Annotated in this window: 26 protein-coding genes; 12 read left to right on the top strand and 14 right to left on the bottom strand. The window is 64.3% G+C overall.

The window, feature by feature from the left end:
- Nucleotides 1-21 precede the first annotated feature (21 nt).
- Complete coding sequence (locus CH291_RS14730) at nt 22-876, top strand: universal stress protein (protein ID WP_094687893.1); 855 nt, start codon at nt 22-24, stop codon at nt 874-876.
- Nucleotides 869-2,386 carry an APC family permease gene (locus tag CH291_RS14725; RefSeq protein ID WP_068046212.1) on the top strand — a complete coding sequence of 506 codons (1,518 nt, stop codon included), beginning with the start codon at nt 869-871 and terminating at the stop codon, nt 2,384-2,386. The genes CH291_RS14730 and CH291_RS14725 overlap by 8 nt, the downstream gene beginning before the upstream one ends.
- Nucleotides 2,387-2,402: 16 nt before the next feature.
- Here the strand turns inward: CH291_RS14725 and CH291_RS14720 are convergent, their stop codons facing one another.
- From CH291_RS14720 to CH291_RS14710, 3 genes are all read right to left on the bottom strand, one after another.
- Nucleotides 2,403-3,170, bottom strand: coding sequence for a MerR family transcriptional regulator (locus CH291_RS14720; protein ID WP_179276543.1), 768 nt, complete (start codon nt 3,168-3,170; stop codon nt 2,403-2,405).
- A gap of 18 nt (nt 3,171-3,188) precedes the next feature.
- Nucleotides 3,189-4,400: an MFS transporter gene (locus CH291_RS14715; RefSeq protein ID WP_068282347.1), complete on the bottom strand. Its 1,212-nt coding sequence runs from the start codon at nt 4,398-4,400 to the stop codon at nt 3,189-3,191.
- Between the two features lie 64 nt (nt 4,401-4,464).
- The gene (locus CH291_RS14710; RefSeq protein WP_068046221.1) at nt 4,465-5,082 is read right to left on the bottom strand and encodes a TetR/AcrR family transcriptional regulator C-terminal domain-containing protein; all 618 of its coding nucleotides are present in this window, start codon (nt 5,080-5,082) and stop codon (nt 4,465-4,467) included.
- 82 nt (nt 5,083-5,164) lie between these two features.
- On the opposite strand from CH291_RS14710, the gene CH291_RS14705 reads away from it, so the two are divergent.
- Both CH291_RS14705 and CH291_RS14700 read left to right on the top strand, forming a co-directional pair.
- Nucleotides 5,165-6,151, top strand: coding sequence for a nitrilase-related carbon-nitrogen hydrolase (locus CH291_RS14705; protein ID WP_068046224.1), 987 nt, complete (start codon nt 5,165-5,167; stop codon nt 6,149-6,151).
- On the top strand, nt 6,148-7,194 hold the full coding sequence (locus CH291_RS14700; protein ID WP_179276542.1) for an agmatine deiminase family protein: 1,047 nt from the start codon (nt 6,148-6,150) through the stop codon (nt 7,192-7,194). The genes CH291_RS14705 and CH291_RS14700 overlap by 4 nt, the downstream gene beginning before the upstream one ends.
- A gap of 11 nt (nt 7,195-7,205) precedes the next feature.
- On the opposite strand, the gene CH291_RS14695 is transcribed toward CH291_RS14700, so the two are convergent.
- The 3 genes from CH291_RS14695 to CH291_RS14685 form a co-directional block, all read right to left on the bottom strand.
- Complete coding sequence (locus CH291_RS14695; protein WP_094687890.1) at nt 7,206-7,640, bottom strand: hypothetical protein; 435 nt, start codon at nt 7,638-7,640, stop codon at nt 7,206-7,208.
- Nucleotides 7,641-7,865: 225 nt separating this feature from the next.
- Nucleotides 7,866-8,387, bottom strand: coding sequence for a hypothetical protein (locus CH291_RS14690; protein WP_068046232.1), 522 nt, complete (start codon nt 8,385-8,387; stop codon nt 7,866-7,868).
- Complete coding sequence (locus CH291_RS14685) at nt 8,384-8,596, bottom strand: helix-turn-helix transcriptional regulator (RefSeq protein WP_068046235.1); 213 nt, start codon at nt 8,594-8,596, stop codon at nt 8,384-8,386. The genes CH291_RS14690 and CH291_RS14685 overlap by 4 nt, the downstream gene beginning before the upstream one ends.
- A gap of 181 nt (nt 8,597-8,777) precedes the next feature.
- On the opposite strand from CH291_RS14685, the gene urtA reads away from it, so the two are divergent.
- From urtA to CH291_RS14655, 6 genes are all read left to right on the top strand, one after another.
- Complete coding sequence (urtA, locus tag CH291_RS14680) at nt 8,778-10,052, top strand: urea ABC transporter substrate-binding protein (protein ID WP_094687889.1); 1,275 nt, start codon at nt 8,778-8,780, stop codon at nt 10,050-10,052.
- Between the two features lie 72 nt (nt 10,053-10,124).
- Nucleotides 10,125-11,009, top strand: a complete 885-nt coding sequence (urtB, locus tag CH291_RS14675; protein WP_037186827.1) for an urea ABC transporter permease subunit UrtB — start codon at nt 10,125-10,127, stop codon at nt 11,007-11,009.
- A complete protein-coding gene (gene urtC / locus CH291_RS14670) occupies nt 11,006-12,097 on the top strand; it encodes an urea ABC transporter permease subunit UrtC (protein ID WP_094687888.1) in 1,092 nt (363 codons plus the stop codon). The genes urtB and urtC overlap by 4 nt, the downstream gene beginning before the upstream one ends.
- Nucleotides 12,094-12,924 carry an urea ABC transporter ATP-binding protein UrtD gene (gene urtD, locus CH291_RS14665; RefSeq protein ID WP_068046248.1) on the top strand — a complete coding sequence of 277 codons (831 nt, stop codon included), beginning with the start codon at nt 12,094-12,096 and terminating at the stop codon, nt 12,922-12,924. The genes urtC and urtD overlap by 4 nt, the downstream gene beginning before the upstream one ends.
- On the top strand, nt 12,917-13,609 hold the full coding sequence (gene urtE, locus CH291_RS14660) for an urea ABC transporter ATP-binding subunit UrtE (protein ID WP_094641033.1): 693 nt from the start codon (nt 12,917-12,919) through the stop codon (nt 13,607-13,609). Before urtD ends, urtE begins: the two co-directional genes overlap by 8 nt.
- 11 nt (nt 13,610-13,620) lie before the next feature.
- Nucleotides 13,621-14,289, top strand: a complete 669-nt coding sequence (locus tag CH291_RS14655) for a GntR family transcriptional regulator (RefSeq protein ID WP_094641032.1) — start codon at nt 13,621-13,623, stop codon at nt 14,287-14,289.
- A gap of 4 nt (nt 14,290-14,293) precedes the next feature.
- Here the strand turns inward: CH291_RS14655 and CH291_RS14650 are convergent, their stop codons facing one another.
- Nucleotides 14,294-15,223: an ABC transporter substrate-binding protein gene (locus CH291_RS14650; protein WP_094687887.1), complete on the bottom strand. Its 930-nt coding sequence runs from the start codon at nt 15,221-15,223 to the stop codon at nt 14,294-14,296.
- A gap of 91 nt (nt 15,224-15,314) precedes the next feature.
- On the opposite strand from CH291_RS14650, the gene CH291_RS14645 reads away from it, so the two are divergent.
- On the top strand, nt 15,315-15,875 hold the full coding sequence (locus tag CH291_RS14645; RefSeq protein WP_094687886.1) for a carboxymuconolactone decarboxylase family protein: 561 nt from the start codon (nt 15,315-15,317) through the stop codon (nt 15,873-15,875).
- Nucleotides 15,872-16,654: a class I SAM-dependent methyltransferase gene (locus CH291_RS14640; protein WP_256980852.1), complete on the top strand. Its 783-nt coding sequence runs from the start codon at nt 15,872-15,874 to the stop codon at nt 16,652-16,654. The genes CH291_RS14645 and CH291_RS14640 overlap by 4 nt, the downstream gene beginning before the upstream one ends.
- On the opposite strand, the gene CH291_RS14635 is transcribed toward CH291_RS14640, so the two are convergent.
- Genes CH291_RS14635 through CH291_RS14605 form a run of 7 tightly spaced genes read right to left on the bottom strand, consistent with a single transcriptional unit; the run spans nt 16,651 to nt 23,369 of the window.
- Nucleotides 16,651-17,229: a hypothetical protein gene (locus CH291_RS14635; RefSeq protein ID WP_143545927.1), complete on the bottom strand. Its 579-nt coding sequence runs from the start codon at nt 17,227-17,229 to the stop codon at nt 16,651-16,653. The genes CH291_RS14640 and CH291_RS14635 overlap by 4 nt on opposite strands.
- Before the next feature lie 16 nt (nt 17,230-17,245).
- Nucleotides 17,246-18,190: an MlaD family protein gene (locus CH291_RS14630; protein ID WP_094687884.1), complete on the bottom strand. Its 945-nt coding sequence runs from the start codon at nt 18,188-18,190 to the stop codon at nt 17,246-17,248.
- Nucleotides 18,187-19,221: an MlaD family protein gene (locus CH291_RS14625; RefSeq protein WP_094641027.1), complete on the bottom strand. Its 1,035-nt coding sequence runs from the start codon at nt 19,219-19,221 to the stop codon at nt 18,187-18,189. The genes CH291_RS14630 and CH291_RS14625 overlap by 4 nt, the downstream gene beginning before the upstream one ends.
- Entirely contained in the window at nt 19,212-20,321 is a 1,110-nt protein-coding gene (locus CH291_RS14620; RefSeq protein ID WP_141215319.1) for an MCE family protein, read from the bottom strand. The genes CH291_RS14625 and CH291_RS14620 overlap by 10 nt, the downstream gene beginning before the upstream one ends.
- Entirely contained in the window at nt 20,321-21,331 is a 1,011-nt protein-coding gene (locus CH291_RS14615) for an MlaD family protein (protein ID WP_094688076.1), read from the bottom strand. Before CH291_RS14615 ends, CH291_RS14620 begins: the two co-directional genes overlap by 1 nt.
- Nucleotides 21,328-22,335 carry an MlaD family protein gene (locus tag CH291_RS14610; RefSeq protein ID WP_094687883.1) on the bottom strand — a complete coding sequence of 336 codons (1,008 nt, stop codon included), beginning with the start codon at nt 22,333-22,335 and terminating at the stop codon, nt 21,328-21,330. Before CH291_RS14610 ends, CH291_RS14615 begins: the two co-directional genes overlap by 4 nt.
- Nucleotides 22,332-23,369: an MlaD family protein gene (locus CH291_RS14605; protein ID WP_094687882.1), complete on the bottom strand. Its 1,038-nt coding sequence runs from the start codon at nt 23,367-23,369 to the stop codon at nt 22,332-22,334. Before CH291_RS14605 ends, CH291_RS14610 begins: the two co-directional genes overlap by 4 nt.

The raw sequence follows: 23,369 nt of genomic DNA, 5'->3' as shown, positions 1-23,369 counted from the left end.
AATCTCAGGGAAGGTCCGCCCATGCGTCTGATCGTGGGGTACCAGGCAACACCGAGTGGCGCTGACGGAATCGCCCTGGGGGCAACGCTTGCGCGTTCGCTGCAGGCGTCGCTGGACATCTGTCTGGTGCTGCCGCAGGAGCGTCCGGTGCCGTCCAAAGCGCCGGTCGAGGCCGGATACGACGACATCCTGATCGATCGGGCCACCGGCTGGCTCGACGAGGCACTCACCCTCGTACCCGAAGACGTACAGGCACGCGCGCACCTGTTGTTCGACGAGTCCTTCGCTCAGGGCCTGCTCGACGCCGTCCGAGAGTTCGACGCGTACATGATCGTGGTCGGTGCGGCCGGTGACGGTCTGCTCGGACGCCATTCGATCGGCACCGTCACCAGCGATCTGCTGCACGTGGCGCATGTGCCGCTCGCGCTGGCTCCGCGGGGGTATCGACATTCTCCGCCGCAACGCATTCGAGAGATCACCTGCGCCATCGGAAATCGTCCGGGGGCAGCGGAGCTCATCGAGGCAGCCACCGACCTGTCCGTCACCGCAGAGTTGCCGTTGCGCCTGCTCTCCCTCGTTTCCGCGGACGAGCAATCGGCGCAGGGACAGGGCGGTCTTGCCAAGGCCGAGGAAGTGCTGCGCACCGTGCGAGCGGAATTGCCCGCGGGATCGGACGTGCAGTTGAAGGTGGCGGAGGGCTCCGGCATCGAGAAGGCCGCTTCTTCGCTCGACTGGCACGACGGCGACGTATTGATGGTGGGGTCGTCTCGACTCGCCCAGCCTCACCGTCTCTTCCTGGGATCGGTTGCCGCCAAGATGCTCCGGGTCGTTCCCGTTCCGATGATCGTTGTTCCGAGAGAGGCCGGCGATGAATGAGCACAAGGTAGTGGACGTCGAGTCCAAGGGCCTGTCCGCCGGCCAGCTCGGGTTGCTCGCAAGTGTGGTCCTGGGCATCTCGACCATTGCACCCGCGTACGCGCTCACCGCCTCGCTCGGGCCGACGGTCACCGAGGTCGGGGTCCATCTGCCCGCGATCTTCATCGTCGGCTTCATTCCGATGTTGTTGGTGGCGTTGGGTTATCGAGAGCTCAACGCGGCCGAGCCCGACAGCGGCACGTCGTTCACGTGGGCGTCGAAGGCCTTCGGCCCGTACGTCGGCTGGATGGGCGGATGGGGCCTGATCGCGGCCACCATCATCGTGCTCTCGAACCTGGCGGGAGTGGCCGTCGACTTCTTCTATCTCTTTCTCGCCCAGGTCACCAGCAACGACTCACTGGCCGACCTGACCGGCAACAAGCTCGTCAACATCGTCACGTGCCTGGTGTTCATGGCATTGGCAGCGTGGCTCTGCTATCGCGGCATGCAGGAGACCAAGCGTGTCCAGTACACGATGCTCGGCTTCCAGCTTTTGGTCATGGCGTGGTTCATCGTGGCCGCGTTCGTCAAGGTCGGTGCAGGCGACGGGGCCGAGGACATCTCGTTCAGCCTGGACTGGTTCGACCCGTTCGGAATCCCGAGCTTCTCCGCGTTCACTGCCGGCCTGTCACTGTCGATCTTCATGTACTGGGGTTGGGACGTCTGCCTGACCGTCAACGAGGAAACCTCCGGCAGCGCAAAGATTCCCGGACGCGCTGCGCTGGTCACGGTGTTCTTCATCATCGTTCTGTACTTGCTCACCGCAGTGGCAACCCTGCTCTTCGCCGGCACAGGTGACACCGGAAACGGACTGCAGAATCCCGACACCACCGACAACGTGTTCGCCGCCCTCGCGGGGCCGGTGATGGGTCCGTTCGCGATCCTGCTGTCCCTGGCCGTGTTGAGCAGCTCCGCCAGCTCGCTGCAGGCCACGTTCATCTCGCCGGCCCGCACGTTGCTGGCGATGGGCCACTACCAGGCCCTACCGAAGCGATTCGCCTCCATCACACCGAGATTCAGCACCCCGGGCTTCGCGACGCTGGTGGCAGGCGGAGCGTCCGCAGGCTTCTACGCCGTGATGCGGGTGGTGAGCGACAACGTTCTCACCGACACCATCGCCGCGCTCGGACTGATGATCTGCTTCTACTACGGCATCACCGCATTCGCCTGTGTCTGGTACTTCCGCGAAGAGCTGTTCACCAGCACCCGCAACGTGTTCTTCAAGTTCTTGGCTCCGCTGCTCGGTGGCGTCGGCATGGCAGTGGTGTTCGTGCAGACCTCGGTCGACGCTTGGGACCCCGAATTCGGCAGTGGCTCATCACTGTTCGGCATCGGCATGGTGTTCCTCATCGGCGTCGGCATCATCGTGCTCGGCATGGTCGTCATGGCAGTGGTTGCACTGCGCAAGCCGGAATTCTTCAAGGGCAACATTCTCCGCCGTGATACTCCGTCGCTGATCGTCGAAGACTGACGCCCCTCGGCCCTCGTCAGGGTCGAGGGTGCTCGATGCCGCGCTCCTGCAGCCCTTGCACGATCAGCTCGGTGACGCGCACCCAGGCGGGCCGATCGGCCCACTGCGCCTCGAGCAGCGAGTTGGCCGCCGGATCGTCGAGACCGCGCTCGAACGACCACTCGAGGGCGTCACTGTCCCAGGCGTTCACCATCCACTCGACCGTGTCGTCCGCGAGCTGCTGGATCTGTGGGTCCTCGGGTTCGAGCTCGGCTGCTCGAAAGGAGCGCACCATGAGTGCCAGATAGCCCGGGTCCCTGAGCATGGTGCCGCCTACCGATTCCAGCCAGGGATCGAGCCTGGGCCGGTAGACGGCATACGTCAGCACCCAGGCATCGCGATAGTGATCGACAACGTCGGGGTCGATACCCGCTTTGCGCAGGTGCGTGATCAGGCCGACGATCACATCTGGAAGGACAAGCGCGTCGCCGGCACGCAACAGCCGGAGTCTGTCGCGATCCTTCTCCAGACGTTCGATCCTGTTGCTCAGGTCGGCGTCGATCTCGGCCAAGGCGAGGTCGAGTGATTCCTGCGAGGCGTCGAGTAGCTCGTGAACGCGCGCCAGTGGCACACCGGCGGAGGCAAGAGCAACGACGCGTGACAGCCTCAGGACGGCCTCCCCGTCGTAGAGGCGGTAGCCCGATGTATTGCGCTGCGGCTCGTCCAACAGACCCTGCTGGTGATAGAACCGGACGGTTCGGGTTGTCACTCCCACGTAGGAAGCCAGCTCACCGATGCGCAGCATGGCAACCATTCTGGCCGATCAATCGTCCACCCGGGCAGACTGCGGCAGCGGTTCGGTCAGCTCACGTGCACCCGGACTCAGAACCGCATAGGCGGCGACAGCGGTCCATCCGACGCCCATGACGACAGCCCCGAGACCGAGATCTCCGCCGACGAGCACCACCGACATCAGCCCCAACCCCATCGGACCCGCCACGAGCCCGCCCATGTTCAGCCAGCCGAGGACGCGCCCCCGAACGTCTGCGGGGACACGCTCGGCGACGTAGACGTTCCAGATCGGACCGAACAGCCCGGATCCGAGACCCATGACCAGCATCCCCGCTGCGACGATCCAGAACCCTTGCAACTGTGCGAACAGCCAGATACCTGCCGTCATCGCGGCCATTCCCGTCACGAAGGTGGCCCGTCGAGATCGGGCGGCCAACGCAGCGAACAGTGCCGACCCCGCCAGCGCACCGATCGCGAACGCCGACATCGCCAGGCCCAGCTGCCCGGGTTCGCCGATCTCGTTGAAGTGACCGGGCAGGAGCAGGCTGATCATCGGCGGGGTGACCAGGCTCGCCAGGAATGCGAAAATCAGCATTGCTCGCAGCGCGGGCGTGGCACGGATCAGGTCCAGGGCACTGCCAGAACCCGTGGAGTCCGTCGCGAACGCCTGCCCCATGACCGGAACAATCGCAGTCAGCAATGCAGCGGCCGCCGACGAGGCTGCGGTGACGGCAACGACCTCGATCGGATCCAGCACGCTCAACAGCAGGCCCGCCAGAGCCGGTCCGGCCAGGAACGCCAGTGAAAACCCGGTCTGAAAGAACCCGGCCACCGTGGTGACCGACGTTCCCGAGATCGACGCGACGTCGGCGAGCATCGCTTGACGAGCCGTCATCCCCGGAACATCGAAGACCGCGCCTGCAACTCCCAGCACCACGAACCACGGCACCGACAACCCCACCGTCGCACTCACCACGATCAAGCCGAGTACCGCAGTTGCGCTGCCGAGATCGGAGACGACGGCCACGTTGCGTGCTCCGAATCGGTCGATCAGGCGACCACCGGCGAATGTTGCCGGCACCGCAGCGATGCCCGCTGCCGCAGCGATCAGACCTGCCGACGCCAGACTTCCGGTCGTGGCCAGCACCAACCAGGGTAGGACGATCGTGATCGCCGAGTTGCCGAAAAGGGACAACGAAGCGCCACCGATGTACAGAGGAACGGCAAGACGGATTCGACTCATGCTTCGATGATCGGCATTGACGTTGCGTCAAGGTCAAGATGAACCTGCAGGTGTTGCCGAAGACCTAACCGTCGAGCATGTCCGCAGGCGTGGGATCGAATCCGGCCAGCAGCGCTCGGAGTCCGTATTCGAAGGCATCCTCGGATCGCTCTCGCAGATCTCCCGCGGTGTCCAGGGCAGCTCTCAGTTCCGGTTCCACGTCGCGACTGCTGAGCCACGGTGCCTCGGGAGCTGCCAGATCCAACGCCGAACCCAACACGTAACTGTCGAGCACGGTGATGATGCGGAGCACGTCGCCCGGCACGAAGCCGGCGTCAGTCAGCACCCGCGCCAGCGTGTTGTACATCCCGAACGCAGCGCTGCTGTTCACGGCCTGAGCCGTCAGCAGTGGAATCAGCCGCGGGTAGCGTCCGTAGCTGTTTCGGTAGCCGCGTGCGATCCAGGCGAGCGCCTCACGCCACGGCACACCGACCTCCGGCATCGCCACCTCGGACATCGCCCGGCCCCGCAGCAACTCGATGATCTCGTCACGTCCGGCCACGTGGTTGTAGAGCGAGGACGGACTGACCTTCAGCCTCTTGGCCAGCTGAGGCATGGTGAATCCACCCGACTCTTCGACGAGAGTCAGGGCCGCCGTCGTGATGCGATCGAGGTCGAGCAGGGGTGCCGACGGTCGTCCCACAGCATTTCTCCCGTATCTGTTGCGTTCGAGGCAGACATCCACGATACTTAACGAATCGCATTCGTTTTAACAGGAGATCAGCATGCTGACACTCACCAATCTCTCGGCCCCCGAGGCTCTGACCCGCACCACCCCGACCGATCGCGCGCCGCTCCGCGTCGGACTGGTGCAGCATCGCTGGAACCCCGATGCCGCAGGCTTGAAGGCCGAACTGCTCGACGCCATCGCCGCTGCCGCAGACCTCGGGGCGAAGGTCGTCTTCCTGCCCGAGATCACCCTGTTGCGCTACCCCGCCGACACCCGCGCCGGAGCCAACCCGGGCAGTGAAGCCGAGGATCTGCTGACCGGGCCCACGTTCACTCTCGCTGCCGAGGCCGCAGCCGCGAACGGCGTCATCGTCCATGCCTCGCTGTACGAGAAGTCCGAAGCCGCAGACGGATTGGGGTTCAACAGCGCCATCATGGTCTCGCCGACGGGAGAACTGCTGGCGAGAACCCGCAAGTTGCACATCCCCATCTCGGCCGGCTACTACGAGGACACCTACTTCCGGGCCGGTCCGGCCGAGGACCCGTATCCCGTGTACTCCCCCGCGGAACTCGGCGGAGCGAGAGTGGGCCTACCCACATGCTGGGACGAGTGGTTCCCCGAGGTCGCGCGCAGTTACGCGCTCGGCGGCGCAGAGATTCTCGCATATCCGACGGCCATCGGGTCCGAGCCGTCGTTCCCGGCCTTCGACACCCAACCGCTGTGGCAACACGTCATCGTCGGCCACGGCATCTCGAACGGCCTGTTCATGGTGGTACCCAACCGCTGCGGCAACGAAGGCGCGATCACCTTCTACGGCTCGTCGTTCATCTCCGATCCGTTCGGCCGCGTCCTGGTTCAGGCACCCCGCGACGAATCGGCCGTCCTCGTCGCCGATCTCGACCTCGATCAGCGTCGAGAATGGTTGGAGCTCTTTCCGTTCCTACTGACACGCAGACCCGACACGTACGGCCGCCTCACCGAACCGGTGAACACCGACGCCCCGTACGGTGACGGACATCCCGCGACTCCGGTGATCAAATGACAACCACTGCAACGACATTCACGATGCCGTCCGAGACCGCTCCGCAGGACAAGGTGTGGATGGCGTTCCCGTGCGAGGGCTACTCCCTCGGGGACGACCCGGCGGCCAAGCACGAGGCCCGCTCCACGTGGGCGGCCGTCGCACACGCTGTTGCCGCGTTCGAGCCGGTGACCGTCGTCGTCGATCCGGCCGAACGCGCCGTGGCTGCGACGTACCTCTCGCGCGACATCGACATCGTCGAAGCACCGTTGAACGACGCCTGGATGCGCGATATCGGTCCGACATTCGTTCATGCACAGGACGGTTCGGTCGCCGCCGTCGACTGGGTCTTCAACGGCTGGGGTGCGCAGGACTGGGCGCAGTGGGACAAGGACAGTCGTATCGGCGAGTTCGTCGCGAATCAGGCTGCTGTGCAGCGAATCACGTCGCCAATCGTCAACGAGGGCGGCGGCATCGCGGTCGACGGCACAGGCACCGTGCTGGTGACCGAGACCGTACAGCTCGATCCGGGGCGCAACCCCGGGCTGTCGAAAGCCGACATCGAAGCGGAACTGGCACGAACCATCGGTGCGCAGCATGTCATCTGGCTGCCGCGCGGACTGACGCGCGATTCCATGCGTTTCGGTACCCGAGGACACGTCGACATCGTCGCGGCCATTCCGTCACAGGGAACAGTGCTGGTGCATCGGCAACACGACCGGGCTCACCCCGACTACGAGGTCAGTTCATTGATCGTCGACACCTTGCGGGCCACCCACGACGGCTCGGGTGCGGACTGGAACATCGTCGAGGTGCCGGCTCCGCGGACACTGCGTGATGCCGACGGATTCGTCGACTACAGCTACATCAATCATCTGGTCGTCAACGGCGGCGTGATCGCCTGCAGTTACGACGACCCGTCCGACGCCGAAGCGGCCGCGATCCTGCGCGACGCGTACCCGGGCCGGGATGTGGTGACCGTCGATGCGAGGCCACTGTTCGAGCGAGGCGGCGGGATCCACTGCATCACCCAGCATCAGCCTGCGGCGAGGAATCTCCAGTGAGAAGTGGGGTCCTACGAGCTGCGACGAACCTCGAGCTCCTCGCCGACGGTGACGGTGAGCGATTCGGTCACGCAGTCCAAGCGTCCGTCGAGACGCAGTGAGACGTTGTATTCGCCCGGCTTGAGGTTGAACGTGGTGATGGTGATGCTGGTGGCGTTCTCGTCCACGATCACGCGCTGACTCAACGACAGCATCCCGTTGTGCAGAACCTCGCACATCTGACCCGGCAGGACGTTGCCGACGTGGACCGTGATGGCCTTCGGTCCGCCGAGTGCCTCGATGGTGGGCTGCGGCGTGCTCGACCCGACGAGTCTGAGGTAACTCTTGTCTCTGCGCACGGCCTCGACTTCCCTGTTAGCGTGCTCCACCAGAAGGTGGACGTCCGACGTGGTCTCGTTGGTGCTTCGTGGCGCGATGGAAGACGGATTGGTTTCACACGTCGTCATCGGCCTCGACCCCGAGCCTCTCTTTACATCGGGGGCGCAATCGTCCGCGTTACGAACCCGCCTCCGACCAGCCCACCCGCAGCCGCGAACATCCAGGGAATCTCGATGTCATCGGTCAGAACATACCTCTCGCTCCTCCGATCTGCGAGCGGACTGTTCGAAACGATATCTTTACGTATCCTTGCACCATGTAATACTCGGCGCGAGTGATCAAGGACACGAGAGTCAGTCCGTTTCCTCGAAGCCCTGTAGTTCGGCCTTCTCGGCGGCGAGCTCGGCTTCTCGCCGGCGACGCTGATGCGCCTTGACTCCAACGACCGCCGCGGCGAAGCCGAGCGGCGCACCGACGGCCACCCCGATCCACAGCGACCCGAGATTGCCGTCACCGTAACGAGCGAGCAGACGAATTGCGGCTCCCCCTCCACAGAGGACGAAGAGCGCCGAGGCAACGGCTATGCGGGCACGCCGAAGCTCCTGCACGGTGTACATGTCGATCCCCCGCGCGCGTGCGTACCCGATAACCACGTAGGCCACGACGATCAGCGCGACGTAGATGCCCAACGCCACCCACGCTCCGGTGACGCCTGCCGCGAAGGGCAGGATCGCGCCTGCGATCAGCCCGATCCACAGCAGCGACTGGAATCCGACGGCCGAGGCCTCGTTCCAGATGTCGCGTTGGAGTTCGTCGGCGTAGAACTCGTCGTCGAGGTCGCCGACGAATCGGGCTGCTCTGACGAATGCGCTCATGATTCTGCCTCTCCTTCGTTTCCGAACAGTGTTTCCACCGTCGTATCGAGTGCGCGGGCCAATCGCAGCGCCAGGTAGACGCTCGGCGCATAGTCGCCGCCCTCGACGGAGACGATGCTCTGTCGGCTCACCCCGCAGATTTTGCCGAGTTCGGCCTGGGTGATCCGTGCCTGTTTGCGATGCGCGCGAACGTTGTTCGTTCCGGACATGCCAGAAAGTCAACTCTGCTTGTCATGAAATGTCAAGAGGAGTTGTCATCCCGCGGCATTTACGTCCGCGTAACGCGGGAAACAGACTCGTGACCGCAGAACATACCGACGCAATAACTTCCCTTTACTGTTCGCAATCGCGAATACAACTCCGTATACAAAACCTCCGAAAGGGCCGTAGATGCCTGCTGTCTCGAAGCGCATGTCCTTCAAGCGCGTCATGGTCGTTCCCGCAGCGCTGGCTGCATTGAGCCTCGTTGCCACCGCCTGCGGAAGCAAGGCGAGCGATACCGCCTCCGCCGACGGCGGCGGTTCTGCCGCCTCGTGTGTCGACACCTCCGGTGACACCATCAAGGTCGGCTCGCTCAACTCCCTGTCCGGCACCATGGCGATCAGCGAAGTGACGGTGCGTGATTCGATCGCACTGGCCGTCGAGCAGATCAACGCAGCGGGCGGAGTCAACGGCAAGCAGATCGAGGTCGTCGCCGAGGACGGTGCGTCCGAGCCGACGGTGTTCGCCGAGAAGGCCGAGAAGCTCATCAGCAGCGACTGTGTCGCAGCGGTTTTCGGTGGATGGACCTCGTCGTCGCGCAAGGCGATGCTGCCCGTGTTCGAGGACAACGACGCTCTCCTCTACTACCCCGTGCAGTACGAGGGACTCGAGGCGTCGGACAACATCTTCTACACCGGAGCCACCACCAACCAGCAGATCATTCCGGCGCTGGACTATCTCAAGGAGCAGGGCGTCAAGTCGCTGTACCTCGTCGGTAGCGACTACGTGTTCCCGCAGACCGCCAACCGCGAGATCAAGGCCTACGCCGCGGCGAACGACATCGAGATCAAGGGCGAGGACTACACCCCGCTCGGCTCGACCGACTTCTCCACCATCGTCAACAAGGTCCGCTCGGCCGACGCGGACGCGGTGTTCAACACCCTCAACGGCGATTCCAACGTCGCGTTCTTCCGCGAGTACACCAATGCCGGCCTCAAAGCTGCTGACATGCCGGTCATCTCGGTCTCCATCGCCGAGGAAGAGGTCGCCGGCATCGGTGCGGCCAACATCGAGGGCCAGCTGACCGCCTGGAACTACTACCAGACCGTCGACAGCCCCGAGAACACCAAGTTCGTCGCCGACTACAAGGCGAAGTACGGTGCCGACAAGCCCACCTCGGACCCGATGGAAGCCGCGTACACCTCGGTCTACCTGTGGAAGAACACCGTCGAGAAGGCCGATTCCTTTGCCGTGGCAGACGTTCAGGCCGCGGCCGACGGAGTCAGCTTCGCCGCTCCCGAGGGCGAGGTCGTCATCGACGGCGACAACCACCACATCTCCAAGACCGCCCGCATCGGTGAGATCCGCGCCGACGGACTGATCTACACGGTGTGGGAGTCCCCCGAGCCCATCGCACCCGACCCGTTCCTCGAGACCTACGACTGGGCCTCCGACCTCAACTGACCACCACCCATGTGAGTGGAACTTCGTAGCCTGCTACGAAGTTCCACTCACATGCTCCGAAGGAGCTCCCCTATGGACGTCGTGATCGGACAGTTGTTCACCGGCCTGTCGATCGGATCCATTCTCTTGCTCGCCGCCCTCGGGCTCTCACTGACGTTCGGTCAGATGGGCGTCATCAACATGGCGCACGGCGAGTTCATCATGGCCGGTTCGTACACGGCCTACGTGGTGCAGCAGATCGTCTCCACCGGCGGCGCATCACTGTTCATCTCTCTGATCGTCGGCTTCCTCGTCGGCGGCGCCATGGGAGTGTTGTTGGAGGTCACGCTGATTCAGCGTATGTACCACCGACCACTGGACACCCTGCTCGTCACGTTCGGCGTCGGGCTCATCTTGCAGCAGCTCGCTCGCGACATCTTCGGGGCACCGGCGGTCAACGTCGTGTCCCCGGGGTGGCTGACCGGCGGCGTCGACATCCTCGGTGCCGTGGTGCCCAAGACCAGAATCTTCATCCTCGTCCTCGCGGTGGTCGCCGTTGTTGCGCTGTCGATCGCGTTGAAGAAGACCGCGATGGGTCGACGCATCCGCGCGGTGGTGCAGAACCGCGATCTCGCAGAGACCTCGGGCATCTCGAGCCGCAGGACCGACATCTCGACGTTCTTCCTCGGCTCCGGACTCGCCGGCGTCGCCGGTGTCGCACTCACCCTGATCGGTTCCACCAGTTCCACTGTGGGACAGAGCTATCTGATCGACGCCTTCCTGGTGGTCGTCGTCGGTGGTCTCGGCCAGATCAAGGGCGCGGTCATCGCGGCCTTCGCTCTGGGAATTCTCAACTCGTTCATCGAGTACAGCACCACGGCGTCGATCGCCAAGGTCATCGTGTTCGTGCTCATCGTGATCTTCCTGCAGGCCCGACCGCAGGGCTTGTTCGCCGTCAAGACAAGGAGCCTGGTATGAGCGAGTTCATCGCCAAGCGCGGCGCTCTACTGGGATTCGCGCTCGCCGCGATTCTGTTGTTCGCCGTCGCTCCGGCCGTCCTCAGCGACTTCCGGCTGAACCTGCTGGGCAAGTTCATCTGCTACGCCATCGTGGCCGTCGGAATCGGATTGGCCTGGGGCCGAGGCGGAATGCTCACCCTCGGTCAGGGTGTCTTCTTCGGTATCGGTGCCTACATCATGGCCATGCACCTGAAGATCTCCGACGCCGATCTCCGCGGCGACGACGTACCGGACTTCATGTCGATCGCCGGTATCCGTGAACTGCCCTCGTACTGGGTGCCGTTCACCTCGCCGATCACCACGATCCTGGGCATTCTGTTCGTGCCGGCCCTGGTGGCGCTGGTGCTCGGTCTCGGCGTGTTCAAGCGTCGGGTCAAGGGCGCGTACTTCGCGATCCTCAGCCAGGCACTGGCCGCGGCTTTCGCGATTCTGCTCATCGGCCAGCAGACCACCGGTGGATCCAACGGCCTCAACAGGTTCCGCACCTTCTTCGGGTTCAACCTCAACGACCCGGCCAACAAGCAGATGCTGTTCTTCATCGCTGCAGGCGTACTCCTCGTCGTCGTCGCCATCACCCGCCAGCTGATGTACTCGCGCTACGGCGAACTGTTGGTGGCGGTACGCGACCAGGAGGAGCGGGTGCGGTTCCTCGGCTACGACCCCGCCAACGTCAAGATCGTGGCCTACGTGGCGGCCGCGTTCTTCGCGGGTCTCGCAGGCGCGCTGTTCGTTCCGATCGTCGGCATCATCTCCCCCAACGACGTCGGCATCGTCCCGTCAATCGCGTTCCTCATCGGTGTCGCGATCGGCGGTCGTACCACCCTGCTCGGTCCGGTCCTCGGCGCGCTCGGAGTCGCGTGGGCTCAGACCACGCTGTCCGAGCAGTTCCCGTCGGGCTGGACGTACGCGCAGGGTCTGTTGTTCGTGGTGGTCGTCGGGTTCTTCCCGGCGGGTGTCGCCGGTGTGTTCGCGCTACGCAAACGCAAGAAGCAACCCGATCCCCAACCCGAGTCGAGCGACGAGCCAGAGAAGGAACTCGCACGATGATCCACGTCGAAGGTCCACAACCCACGTTCGGCGGCAACGCCGGCATGTCGAGTCAGTACCTCGAAGTCCGAGACCTGACAGTCAGTTTCGACGGTTTCAAGGCCAACACCAACGTCGATCTGACGCTGATGCAGGGCGATCTGCGCTTCCTCATCGGGCCCAACGGCGCAGGCAAGACCACGCTGATCGACGCCATCACCGGCCTCGTCCCGGCGACCGGCTCGGTCACCAAATCCGGCGTGGAACTGCTCGGCAAGAAGGTGCATCAGATCGCCCGCCTGGGCATCGGCCGAACCTTCCAGACCGCCAGCATCTTCGAGAATCTGACGGTATTGCAGAACCTGGACATCGCCGCCGGGTCCGGTCGGTCGGTGCTGACAATGTTGCGTCGTCGAGGATCGGTGCTGCCGCAGATCGAGGAGGCACTCGAGACCATCGGCCTGACGGCCGAGCGCGACAAGCCGGCAGGAATTCTCGCGCACGGTCAGAAGCAGTGGCTCGAGATCGGAATGCTGTTGGTGCAGAACGCCGACGTGCTGCTGCTCGACGAGCCGGTCGCCGGCATGAGTCACGAGGAACGCGAGGAAACGGGCCAGCTGCTGCAGCGCATCGGCGGTGAGCGGACGGTCGTGGTGGTCGAGCACGACATGGACTTCATGCGCATGTTCGCCACTTCGGTGACGGTGTTGGCAGCCGGACGGGTCCTGGCCGAGGGCACAGTGGCCGAGGTACAGGCCGATCCGAAGGTCCAAGAGGTGTACCTCGGCACCGCGGCTGCGGGCGAGGAACTCGATCACATCGCAGAAGAGGGAGCCGGTCATGCTTGAACTGGTCGATGTACGTACCGGTTACGGCCGCAGCGAAGTCATTCACGGTGCGTCGCTGACGGTTCCGGCCGACGGTGTCGCCGCAGTGATGGGACACAACGGTGCCGGCAAGACCACCCTGCTGCGGGCAGCGGTTGGCTTGCTGAAGGTCAATTCCGGCAAAGTTCTGTTCGACGGCGAGGACGTGAGCGCGTTGCGCCCCAGCGCCCGCGTCGCTCGCGGGCTCGCCTATGTGCCGCAGGGTCAGCAGTCGTTCGGCCAGCTGACGACGGCCGAGAACCTGCAGGTGGTCGCCGACGGCCGCAAGCGCGGCAAGGCGCTGATCGACGAGGCACTCGATCTGTTTCCGGCATTGAAGGAATTGCTCGGTCGCAGAGCGGGATTGCTCTCGGGTGGACAGCGCCAGCAGCTGGCGATCGCGAGGGCCCTGATCACCGAACCGCGAATGTTGATCCTGGACGAGCCCACCGAGGGCATCCAACCGTCGGTGGTCGCCGAGATCGAACGCACCGTCATCGAACTCACTCGACGCGGCGGTCTCGGAGTGTTGTTGGTGGAGCAGCACATCGGTTTCGCTCTGGAGTCGGCGCAGAACTACTACATCCTCGAAGCCGGCCGCATCACGTCCACCGGCGTGGGCGGAGCCGAGTCCGAGGCAGACGTCCGCGCAGCCATGGCGATCTGACCGGACGCATCGTGCCGCGCAGGGACCTTCGCGAGAAGGTCTATTCGTCACTGCGCCGGGATCTGATCTCCGGTGCCATCAGTTCCACCGAACGGCTCGGCGAGGAGCGTCTCGCCGAGCTGTACGGTGTCTCGCGCACTCCGGTGCGTGAGGCCTTGGCCAGATTGCAGGCCGACGGTCTCGTCACTCGCGACGACGCCGGGCTGCACGCCTATCGTCCACGACTGAGCGACCTGCCCGATCTGTACGAGCTACGGGCCACTCTCGAGGCTCGCGGCATCACGCGCTCGACATCCCAGTCCGTCGACCGGGCGTCGCTGTCGAACCTGTTGGACACCTGGATCGGTTTGCGGGACGACCCTCCCGGCACCACCGACGATCTGGTGTCCCTGGACGAGAACTTTCACGTCACCTTGCTGGCCGCGTCGGGTAATCCGGCTCTGACCGAGGCGCTGTGCACCGTGAACGCCAAGGTGCGTCCGGTTCGGATACTCGGCGGACTCGACGCCGCAGCCGTCGTCTCGGCGATCGATCAACACATCGACATCGTCGAACGCGTGCTCGCCGGGACCCTGGACTCGGCACTGGAACTGCTACTCGCCCATATCGATTCATCACGCGATCGAGTGGTCGCGCGGGCGCAGCAGGCGGCGGCGCTGGCCGGCGCGGTCCGTATCTGATGCGTCAGGCGCGACCCGAGAGAATCCGATCGATGTCGTCGAGCACGGTCTGCCCACCCATGGGCCCGACCCCGGTGATCCAGTACGACATGTCCACCGCGTGCGGGTTCGGCAGGATCGCTGCGTTGGCGGTGATCGACGCCGGAATCGCCGCGGGGTCCGACGGGTCGGCGGCGGTGACGACGATCAGATCCGCTGCCGCCTGAGCCGCCAGCTCGGGCGAGAGGTCGACCGAGATCTCGTCCGCCCATTCCGGCCGCGGCGGAGTGGTGAAGCCTGCACATTCGAGGGTGCTCCCGGCGAACGACGACGGCCCGTACAGGGTCAGCTCACCGTTGCGCGGCCTGATGAGTTGTGCCGTCTGCCCGGCAGTGTCGAATTCCTCGGCGATCTCGGCACACCGGTCGTCGTAGTCGGTGAGCAGTTCCTCGGCGTCGTTCTCCTTGCCGAGAGTGCGCCCGACGAACCTGACGTTCTCGCGCCACGGATCGGACTGGGATGCCATGAACACCGTCGGTGCAATGGCGGAGAGTTGGTCGTAGTACTCGGCGTGTCGAGTCTCCGTGCCCAGGATCAGATCTGGTTGCAGGGCCGCGATGTCCTCGATGGTCGGTTCGGCAACCGTACCGACGGTCGCGATGTTCGCCGCTTCGGTACCGAGGTACGACGGCACGCCGCTCGTCTCGCTGAGCACGGCGGTGCCGACGGGCACGACGCCGAGGGCGACGGTGGTGTCGAGCTCGACCGGCTCCAGGGTGACGATGCGCAGCGGGGTCTCGGGAACGTCGACCGTTCCCCGGACGGTCTCGATGGATCTCGTGGCGCTGCCTGCGCTGTCGGGGGCGGCGTCGGTGGACGAGCACGCCGTCGCAGTCACTCCGAGGGCGGCGATGGTGAGCGCGAGGGCCGTGATGCGGGCATGGGACTTCGTCAAGGGTCCTCCGAGGAAAAATTGTGCTGGATGACAAGAAGGGTAGCCTAGCCTTTTTCCTCCCGGTGACGTCCGGCCGGGCAATCGGTACGGTGTGGCTGTGACCACACCACGCATTCCGTCCGGTACCGCCAGAACCCTCGGGCCCATCAACTGGGTCATCTGCAAGGTGATCGCCAAGGGTGCAGGGGTGCCCAATCCTCACTTGTTCACCACCCTCGGGCGCACCGGTGGGCTGTATCGGGCATGGCTGTTCTACAGCGGCCACCTGATGCCCGGCGGGAAGATCTCACGCAAGGAAACCGAAATGGTGATCCTGCGCGTGGCGCACCTGCGCGATTCCGCGTACGAGATGGACCATCACGTCCGGCTGGGCAAGCGAGCAGGCATCGATCGGGATCTGCTCGAGCTGATCAAGACCGGACCGGACGCACCGGGACTGTCGACGCGGTATCGGACCATCCTCACTGCGGTCGACGAACTCATCGCCACCAAAATTCTCTCCGACGCGACCTGGAACCAACTCGCCACCCAGTTCGACGAGCGACGACTCATCGAATTCGTCCTGCTGGTCACTCAATACGACGGGTTGGCAACCACTCTCGGCGTTCTGCGAGTGGAGCGGGACTACGGCGACCGGCCTCCGCGACCATGATCGACTCTGCCGAGACCGCATTGCACCGCGCACTCGAGATGATCGAGCCCGAGGTGCTGCGGGGGCTGGCGCGCACCGACGGCGGGTACGTCGAACTCTTACCGAACGTGCCCGCACCGAATCCGTCGCCGGCCAGCATCGCGATGAACAACCGCGTGGTGGCGGCGATCTACGAGAAGGTGTGGCGCCCGTTCGGTGTATCGATGATGGGCGTCGCCGGCATGTCCATGTCGGCCGAACGTGCGAAAGCCGTTGCCGACCTTCGATTGAACGGCCCGCAACGGGTACTCGATGTCGCGTGCGGCCCGGGCAACTTCACCAGGTTCCTCTCGGAGGCTCTCAACGGTGATGGGCTCGCCGTCGGATTCGACATCTCCGAGGCGATGATCGCCCGCGCGGTGCGAGACAACCGCGGCCCCCGCGCGGCGTACGTGCGGGGAGATGCCGCCCGACTGCCCTATGCCGACGGCGCGTTCGACGCCGTGTGCTGCTACGCCGCTCTGTATCTCGTTCCGCAGCCGATGACGGTGCTGGACGAGCTGATTCGCGTCGTGCGCCCGGGTGGACGCATCGCAATCATGACCAGCTGCGAGCCACGCCCGGCACCGCTGGGTACCGTCGTCGGCTTCGGAACGGGCCTGGCGGGTGTGAGGATGTTCCCGAAGAACCTGTTCGTCGACGTGTTCGAGGCATCGGGACTGACCGAGATCGAGCAGGAAGTGCGCGGCCTCGCGCAGTTCGTCAGCGCTACCAATGCCCGCGCAACGGAGCGGATCTAGGTCTTGGGACCGTAGTCGCTGACGATCCACTGACCGTCCTGGTCGGTGACCGTCACCAGCAGAAGATTGGGAACGTTGCCGGGGTCGGGCTGCTGTACGTTCTGTGTCGTCTGCTGGGCGAACACCGCCACCTTGTACTCTCCACCGGATTCGGAATCGATTGCCGCCGAAAGAACCTCACCGGTCGCCACCACCTGGGACTCGTTCATGATCGCGGTGAGTGCTTCCCGGACAGCGTCGTACCTGTCCTGCAGTGACTGCGACGCGCCCTGGTCGACTCCTTCGAAGAAGGCGTCGAGGTTGCGGTAGTCGTACGTCAACGACCGTGCGGTGTACTCGGTGGCCGTGTTCAGCGCCATCTGCCGGTCCTGCTCAAGTGCACGTTCGGCTGCCAGATCGCCTGCCGCAGAATGCCACAGCACGCCGAACACCACTGCCAGCACTACCCCCGGTACCGCCGCACCCACGACGGACCACCGGATACGGCGTCGCCGCTCGGGGTTCTCGGGCGCAGTCGCAGTCTTGTCCTCGGGCATTGTTTCTGTCTTCTTTTCGGATGCATCTACTTCGACCATGAGGGGGTCACTCCAATCAGTTCGGAATCTGGACGGACAGTTTGGCCGGTCCGCCCGGAGGGAAGACGGCCTGAAGCATGTCGACGATGGAACCGGCGTCCACTCGCATCGGCTTGATGGGCGCGGTGTACGGCTTGAGAAGCGTTGCGATGAGGGCAAGGTCAGGTGACAGGGGCGTCAGATACTGATCTATCTTCGGGCCGATCTTGCCCAGTGGATCGTCCCAGACGTCCGCGCCGACGTACGAGTAGTCGTTGAAGCCCTCGAGCAGATTTGCCACACCCGAACCCGTCGCACCGACCCACGGCGCGGCGTCGGTCATGACCGGGCCGTAACCGTAGGCGTTGCGTCCGCCCTGTTGAGCATTGTCGTAGAGCCTTCGGATCTCACCGCTCTTGTCACGCAGCGTCGCCGACAGGTATCGGAAGGCCTCCACCAGGCGATCGACATCGCCTTCGCGACCGTCGACCGCTGCCGACGCGGTCTCGGTCAGCCCCTTCACTGCATTCGTATCGAGCTGTGCGGCAAGGGAATCACCGAGACTCAGCGCCTCGCTGACGGTGATCGACTCGCGGACCTGCTCGTTGCCGATCTCGTCCCCGTCCGTCAGGTCGGGACCCCCGGTTCCTCGCGGGCGCAGATCCAGGTACTGCTCCCCGGCAGCGGACAGATTTGCGACGACCACCTCCGAGTCCGCGGGAATTCGATGATCGGCGTCGAGGGCGAGAGTGACGTCGAGCCCGCCCGGCACCACCGCGATGCGCTCGACCCGACCGACGTGGATTCCGCGCGAGGTCACCTGCGAGGTGTCCATCAAACCGCCCGACGTATCCATGTGCACCACAACGCGGTTGGTACTCCGCGTGGGGTTCATGTCCAGGACGCCGACCGTCAGGTAGACGACACCGATAACCGTCATGGCCATCAATGCGAGGAGTGAAACGACTGTGCCCGGCCTCATCGCACGATTCCTATCCCGCGCAGGATCCCGATCATGTCGTCCGCCAGTGCACCGGCTCCGCCATCGGTCGAGACCGAGCGCACTGCGATGTTCGGTGTCGACTCGAAGTAGGGAATCAACCGCTCGCGCAACAGGGTGTTCGCCTTCTCCATGTTCATCGGTACCGAGGAGTCGGAATTGGCGATCGCGATCAGTGCCGGTGAGATCGTCTCGACCGCGCCCGCGAGTTCCGGGTACGGACCGGCGAGGACGTCACCGATGTTCTGCGACATGTAACCCAGCGTGAAGATCATGTGGACGACGCTGAACAGCACCTCGGCCAGTCCGTCCGATCGTCTCGGACCGAGTTCGAGGACGCGTTCGACGCCGTCTCGCTGTGTCACGACGGTGTTCGACACCTTCTCCGCCGCTCCGAGGATTCGATCGATCTCGGGGGTGTTGTCGCCGATGTCGGTCAGTGCGATCCGCGCCGCGTTGTTGACCTTGTCGATCTCCGCCGGATCGGGAGGAATCGCGGCGTTGACGTTGTTCACCGCCTCCTGCAGCTGAACGTAGTGACCACCGGTCACCAGATTCGACACTCCTCGCAGCACGTCCTCGACGTTGTCGGCCGGAACCGTACGTTCGACCGGAATGACATCGCCGTCTCGAAGGTACGGCCCGGCGTCGCCCCCTCCGGCGCGAGTCGAATCCTCCGGCGGCTGCAGCGAGATGTAGATCTCGCCCAGAATCGACGACTGCCGAAGCTCGGCGACGGTGTCGGACGGCAGCTGCACATCGGTGGACAGGTCCACCGTTGCCACGGCGGTCGACCCCACCAACTCGACGGTGTCGAGGACGCCAGCGTCGACGCCTTCGACGATCACCTTCGCTTTTTCCGGAAGATTGAGCACGCTCGCGAATTCGATTCGCAGGGAGTACTTGTCGCCTGCCACGTAGCTGCCGGGAATCGGCAGGTCGGCCGGGTCGACGCTGCACCCCGACAGCAGGGCGACACAGCACAACCCGGTGATCGCGCGCCTCATCGCCATCCCGCCGAACCGAGTATCAGCTGCACCAGACCGACATCGATGACATCGCCTCGTTGCTGGTCCGCCGAGCACGTCGGTCTGTACTTGTTGAGCAGAGCGCAGACCTCGTTGGGGGAATTGGTGTCGATCTCGAACTGCGGCGGGTGGTAGATCACCCGACCGCTCCTGGAATCGTTGTCGTACATCGTCATCAAGTTCTCGCCTACGGTCGGCACCTGCGCCAGGATGTCCTTGATATCGCCCACCCGTCCGAGCAGTACGTCGACCACCGGCACCGCTTGGTCGAGAAATGCGTAGACCTTCTCGTCGTACTTCGCGACGTTGCGCGCCAGCGGCGGAATGAACTCGGTGGTCAAAGCGACCGTGGTGCCGAAGGACTGGGTGAACTCCGACAGCGTGATCATCCCCCGCTTCAGATTGTCGAGCAGCTTCGCCACCTCGGGCCAGCTCACCACGAACGTGTCGATCAGGCCGTCGAGGTTGTCGATCAGACGCCGCACGGTGGTGTCCTTGTCGGCAGGATCGCCGACCAGCTGCGCCAGTTGCCGAAGGCTGTCGTTGAGCTGGGTGCCGGAGCCGCGGAGCGAATCGTCGGCCGAACGCAAGGTGTCGCCGAGGATCTCGTCGTGGTTGCCCTCGGCGTCGGCCGGACCGAGCAGATCGGACGCCAGGCCCGACACGGCGTCGAGTGTGTCGCTGATTCCCAGTGGAGTTCTGGTGCGATCCAACGGAATACAACTCGACCGGTCGAACTCGGGACCGTCGATGTAGGGCTGCGTGAATTCCACGTGCCGGTCGGTGACGATCGAATTCGACAGTGTCACGGCCCCCACCTCGGCGGGCAGCCTGAGGCTGTCGTCGATATCCATGGTGACCACCACCGCGGTGTCGGTGTTCTCGATGCGTGTCACCGTTCCGACGACCACACCGAGCATCATGACCGAATTACCCTCGTACAACCCGACCGTGTCGGTGAACTCGGCACACAGCGAGGAGTTGCCCGCACCGGGGTCGATGACCGATGTGGCGGACGCAACCGAACCGACGAGCGTGACGACGACTGCTGCCGCCACGGCGATGCGTACCGATCTGCGTCTCATCAGCACACCCTCCCCGGCAACGGAATACACACGCCGACACCGACGACCGTGTCCTGCGACTGGTCGATCACGGGCCCCTGCCCGCCGCCGATCAGAGTGGCGAGACCGTCCGAGCTTTCCTTCATGGTCGTGATCGCCCCGTCCACGTCACCCAACTGTGCGAAGAGCTTCTGCGTGATCTCCTCTAGCTGGACGATCGACGGCTCGAGCCCCTTCTCGAATGCGACCACGGGACGGTGGAAGAGCTCGAACATTCTCCCGAGCAGGTCGAAAGCACTGACAACCTCGACGCGCTTGTCGCCGAATCCTTTGGTCAGGGTGCCGAGCTCGCGTACGAGTTCGGTGAGCATGACCCGATCGGCGGCCAATGCCCCGACGTACTCGTCGGATACCACGAGCCCGCGCTCGAGTTGATCGGACCGCGTCGCGAGCGTGTCGGTGAGCGAAGACAGGTTGTCCACGATCGCGCGAGTGGACTGCGGCTGTTCGGTGACGGCCTTGTCCAACTCGGCCACGGTCTCCCGCAGCGTCGAACCGTCGATGTCGCGAACCAGCGGTGTTGCCGACTCGATCGCGTCGGACAGTTCGTAGGGCAGCTCGACCCGCTCCGGCGGAATCGGTGCCGAGCCGAGCTCGTCGTCACCGTGCGAGGTGAGCATCACGTAGTGACCGCCGATCGGTGTCAACAACTTCACCGTGACGGTAGACGCATCGCCGACGAAAACATCGGAGCGAACGCTGAATTCGACGTCGACATGCGCACCCGCCAGCTCGACCGAGCGCACCGACCCGACCGCGATACCGGCGATCCTCACTTCGTCGCCCGGCTTCACCCCGGCTGCCGAGCCGAACTCCGCGGTGTAGGTCCGCTCGCCGAACGGAATCGTGTACAACGCCGCCGCGATCAGGAGCAGGACCAGAGAGGCCGCGACACCGACCGCGCCCCAGAAGAAGTGCGCTTTGTTCTCCGATTGCTCGTCACGAACGCCCTTGCGTAGTACGCGGCTCATCGGCACACCACCAAATTCTGTCCGCCGAGCACGATCTGCCCGATCCCAGGGATGTCCTGCTGTCCGCGACTGCAGGAGTACGTCTGTGCGCCCGGCTCCGGAATGCTCGCATTGAGTCCGGTCAGCAATCCCGGCGCGAGTGCCAACATCTCGGTCACCTGTTCGGTCTGCGGAAGCATTCGACGCAGTGCCCCGTCGACCGGCGCGTAGCTGTTGTCGTACGCCCGCTCGAGGCCCTCCATCAGCCCCACGAACGGTCGCAGCCCGTAATTGGCCTGATCCAGCGACGCGAGTACGCCGTCCATCTGGGTGCTGAGCTTGGAGACCAGACCGTGCAGTTGTTCGAGAAGGTCTGCGACCGACGCGGATTGGCCACCGATCGAGTCCGAGATCTGGCCGAGGTTCTCGATCAGGAGCCCGATGATCGATTCACGCTGTACTGCGAATTGGGTGATGCGATCCACGTCGCGCACGACCGGACCGAGTCCGGACCCGTCACCCTGAACCATCCGGAGAATGTTCTCGGTGAACTGATTGAGCTGTGCGGTGTCGAGAGTGTCGAAGATCGGCTCGAAGCCGTTGAACAGCTTCGAGATGTCGAAGGACGGAATCGTTCGATCCTTGGAGATGGTCGCCCCGACCGCCAACGGGGCTCCGGTCGCCGAATCCTTCTGCACGAGTTCGACGTACCGCTGCCCCAGAAGATTCTGGTACCGAACCGCAGCCTGGGTGTTGGCGAAAATCGGCCGTCGGTCTTCGATCTCGAACTCGACCCGCGCGAGGGCACCGTCGAGTTCGACCGACGACACCTTGCCGATCTGCACCCCGGACATGCGCACGTCGTCGCCCACGTACAAACCCGACACGTCGTCGAACTCCGCGCCGTAGGACGACAGCGGTCCGCCGACCGGGGTGCGAAGAGCAGCGACGATGATCACCGCACACACCGCGGTCACCGTGAAGAAGACGAGCAGTTTGACCGCGGGGCCAGCTACCTTCTTCATCCGTTCGCCTCCTCGTGTGCGGCAACGGCTCCGGCCAGATTGGGCATGGTTTCGACTATCAGGTCGAGTTGCAGCTGAGGCTTCCCGTCGACGACGGGAAATGCGTCGGAGATACCGTCGAGCACCTGCGGCACTCGGTCGTAGCTGGGCGCCAATGTGCCGATCGACGCGGTGATGGGCACCAGCAGGTCCAGCACCGTGGACAGCAGCTTGGACAGGTTCGGATTGTTCGCCTTCAGCAAGTCGCCCACCGGAATCATCAACTGATCGCTCAGACCGTTGTTGGCGGCGATGGTTCGCGCTCGGTCGACGGGTGCCTCGACGTACACGCTCTTGTCCACCACTCCCACCACCAGATCGAGCAAGGGCGGAACCAGGTTGCCGATTCCTTCGCCCAGTTCGGCACCGCGATGCAGCTTCCAGGCCAGCGGGTCGATCTGGTTGTTCGCCATCATCTGAGCAGTGTCGAAGTACGGCTTCAGGTTTCGACTCACCTCGACGGAGGTGTTCGCGATGAGGTCCAGGAGGTGGTCCACCTGTTCGGTGTCGAGAACCTCGGTGAGGTCGGCGACTCGCCGGAACACTCCGGTCACCGTTGCGCCTCGCAGGTCTTTCGACACTTCGAGAGTCGAGTTGTCGGCCAGGGGTGCCCCCGTGCCGTCGGAGACCAATTCGATTGCAGTGGAACCGAATACGTTCGACGACGAGAATTGAGCCTGCATGGTGTCGGTGAGCTCGCCCGCCTGGCTCGGATCGATCTCCAGTTGCAACCGCTGCCGTCCGAAGCCGACGGTCTCGATGTTGTCGACCGTGCCGATGGACAGACCACGGAACTTCACCTCCGACCCGGGCGTCAGACCGTCCCCCACCGATGCTGCATCGAGCGTCAGCTCGAAGGGCGAATCGAAGGCCCCGCGTGCGTAGGCGGTGAGGCCGCCTGCGAACACTGCCAAGGCAACGGCCACCGCCAGCCCTCGCAGGCGTAGCGTGGCCGGCCCGGCCGATCGTCCCGTCAGATCGTCGAAAACTGCCAT

Origin of the sequence: Rhodococcus sp. 14-1411-2a (genome assembly GCF_002259485.1) — a bacterium.
Classification (GTDB): domain Bacteria; phylum Actinomycetota; class Actinomycetes; order Mycobacteriales; family Mycobacteriaceae; genus Rhodococcoides.
Note: the sequence above shows the minus strand (reverse complement) of the source record. Positions and strands in the feature narration are given on the sequence as shown.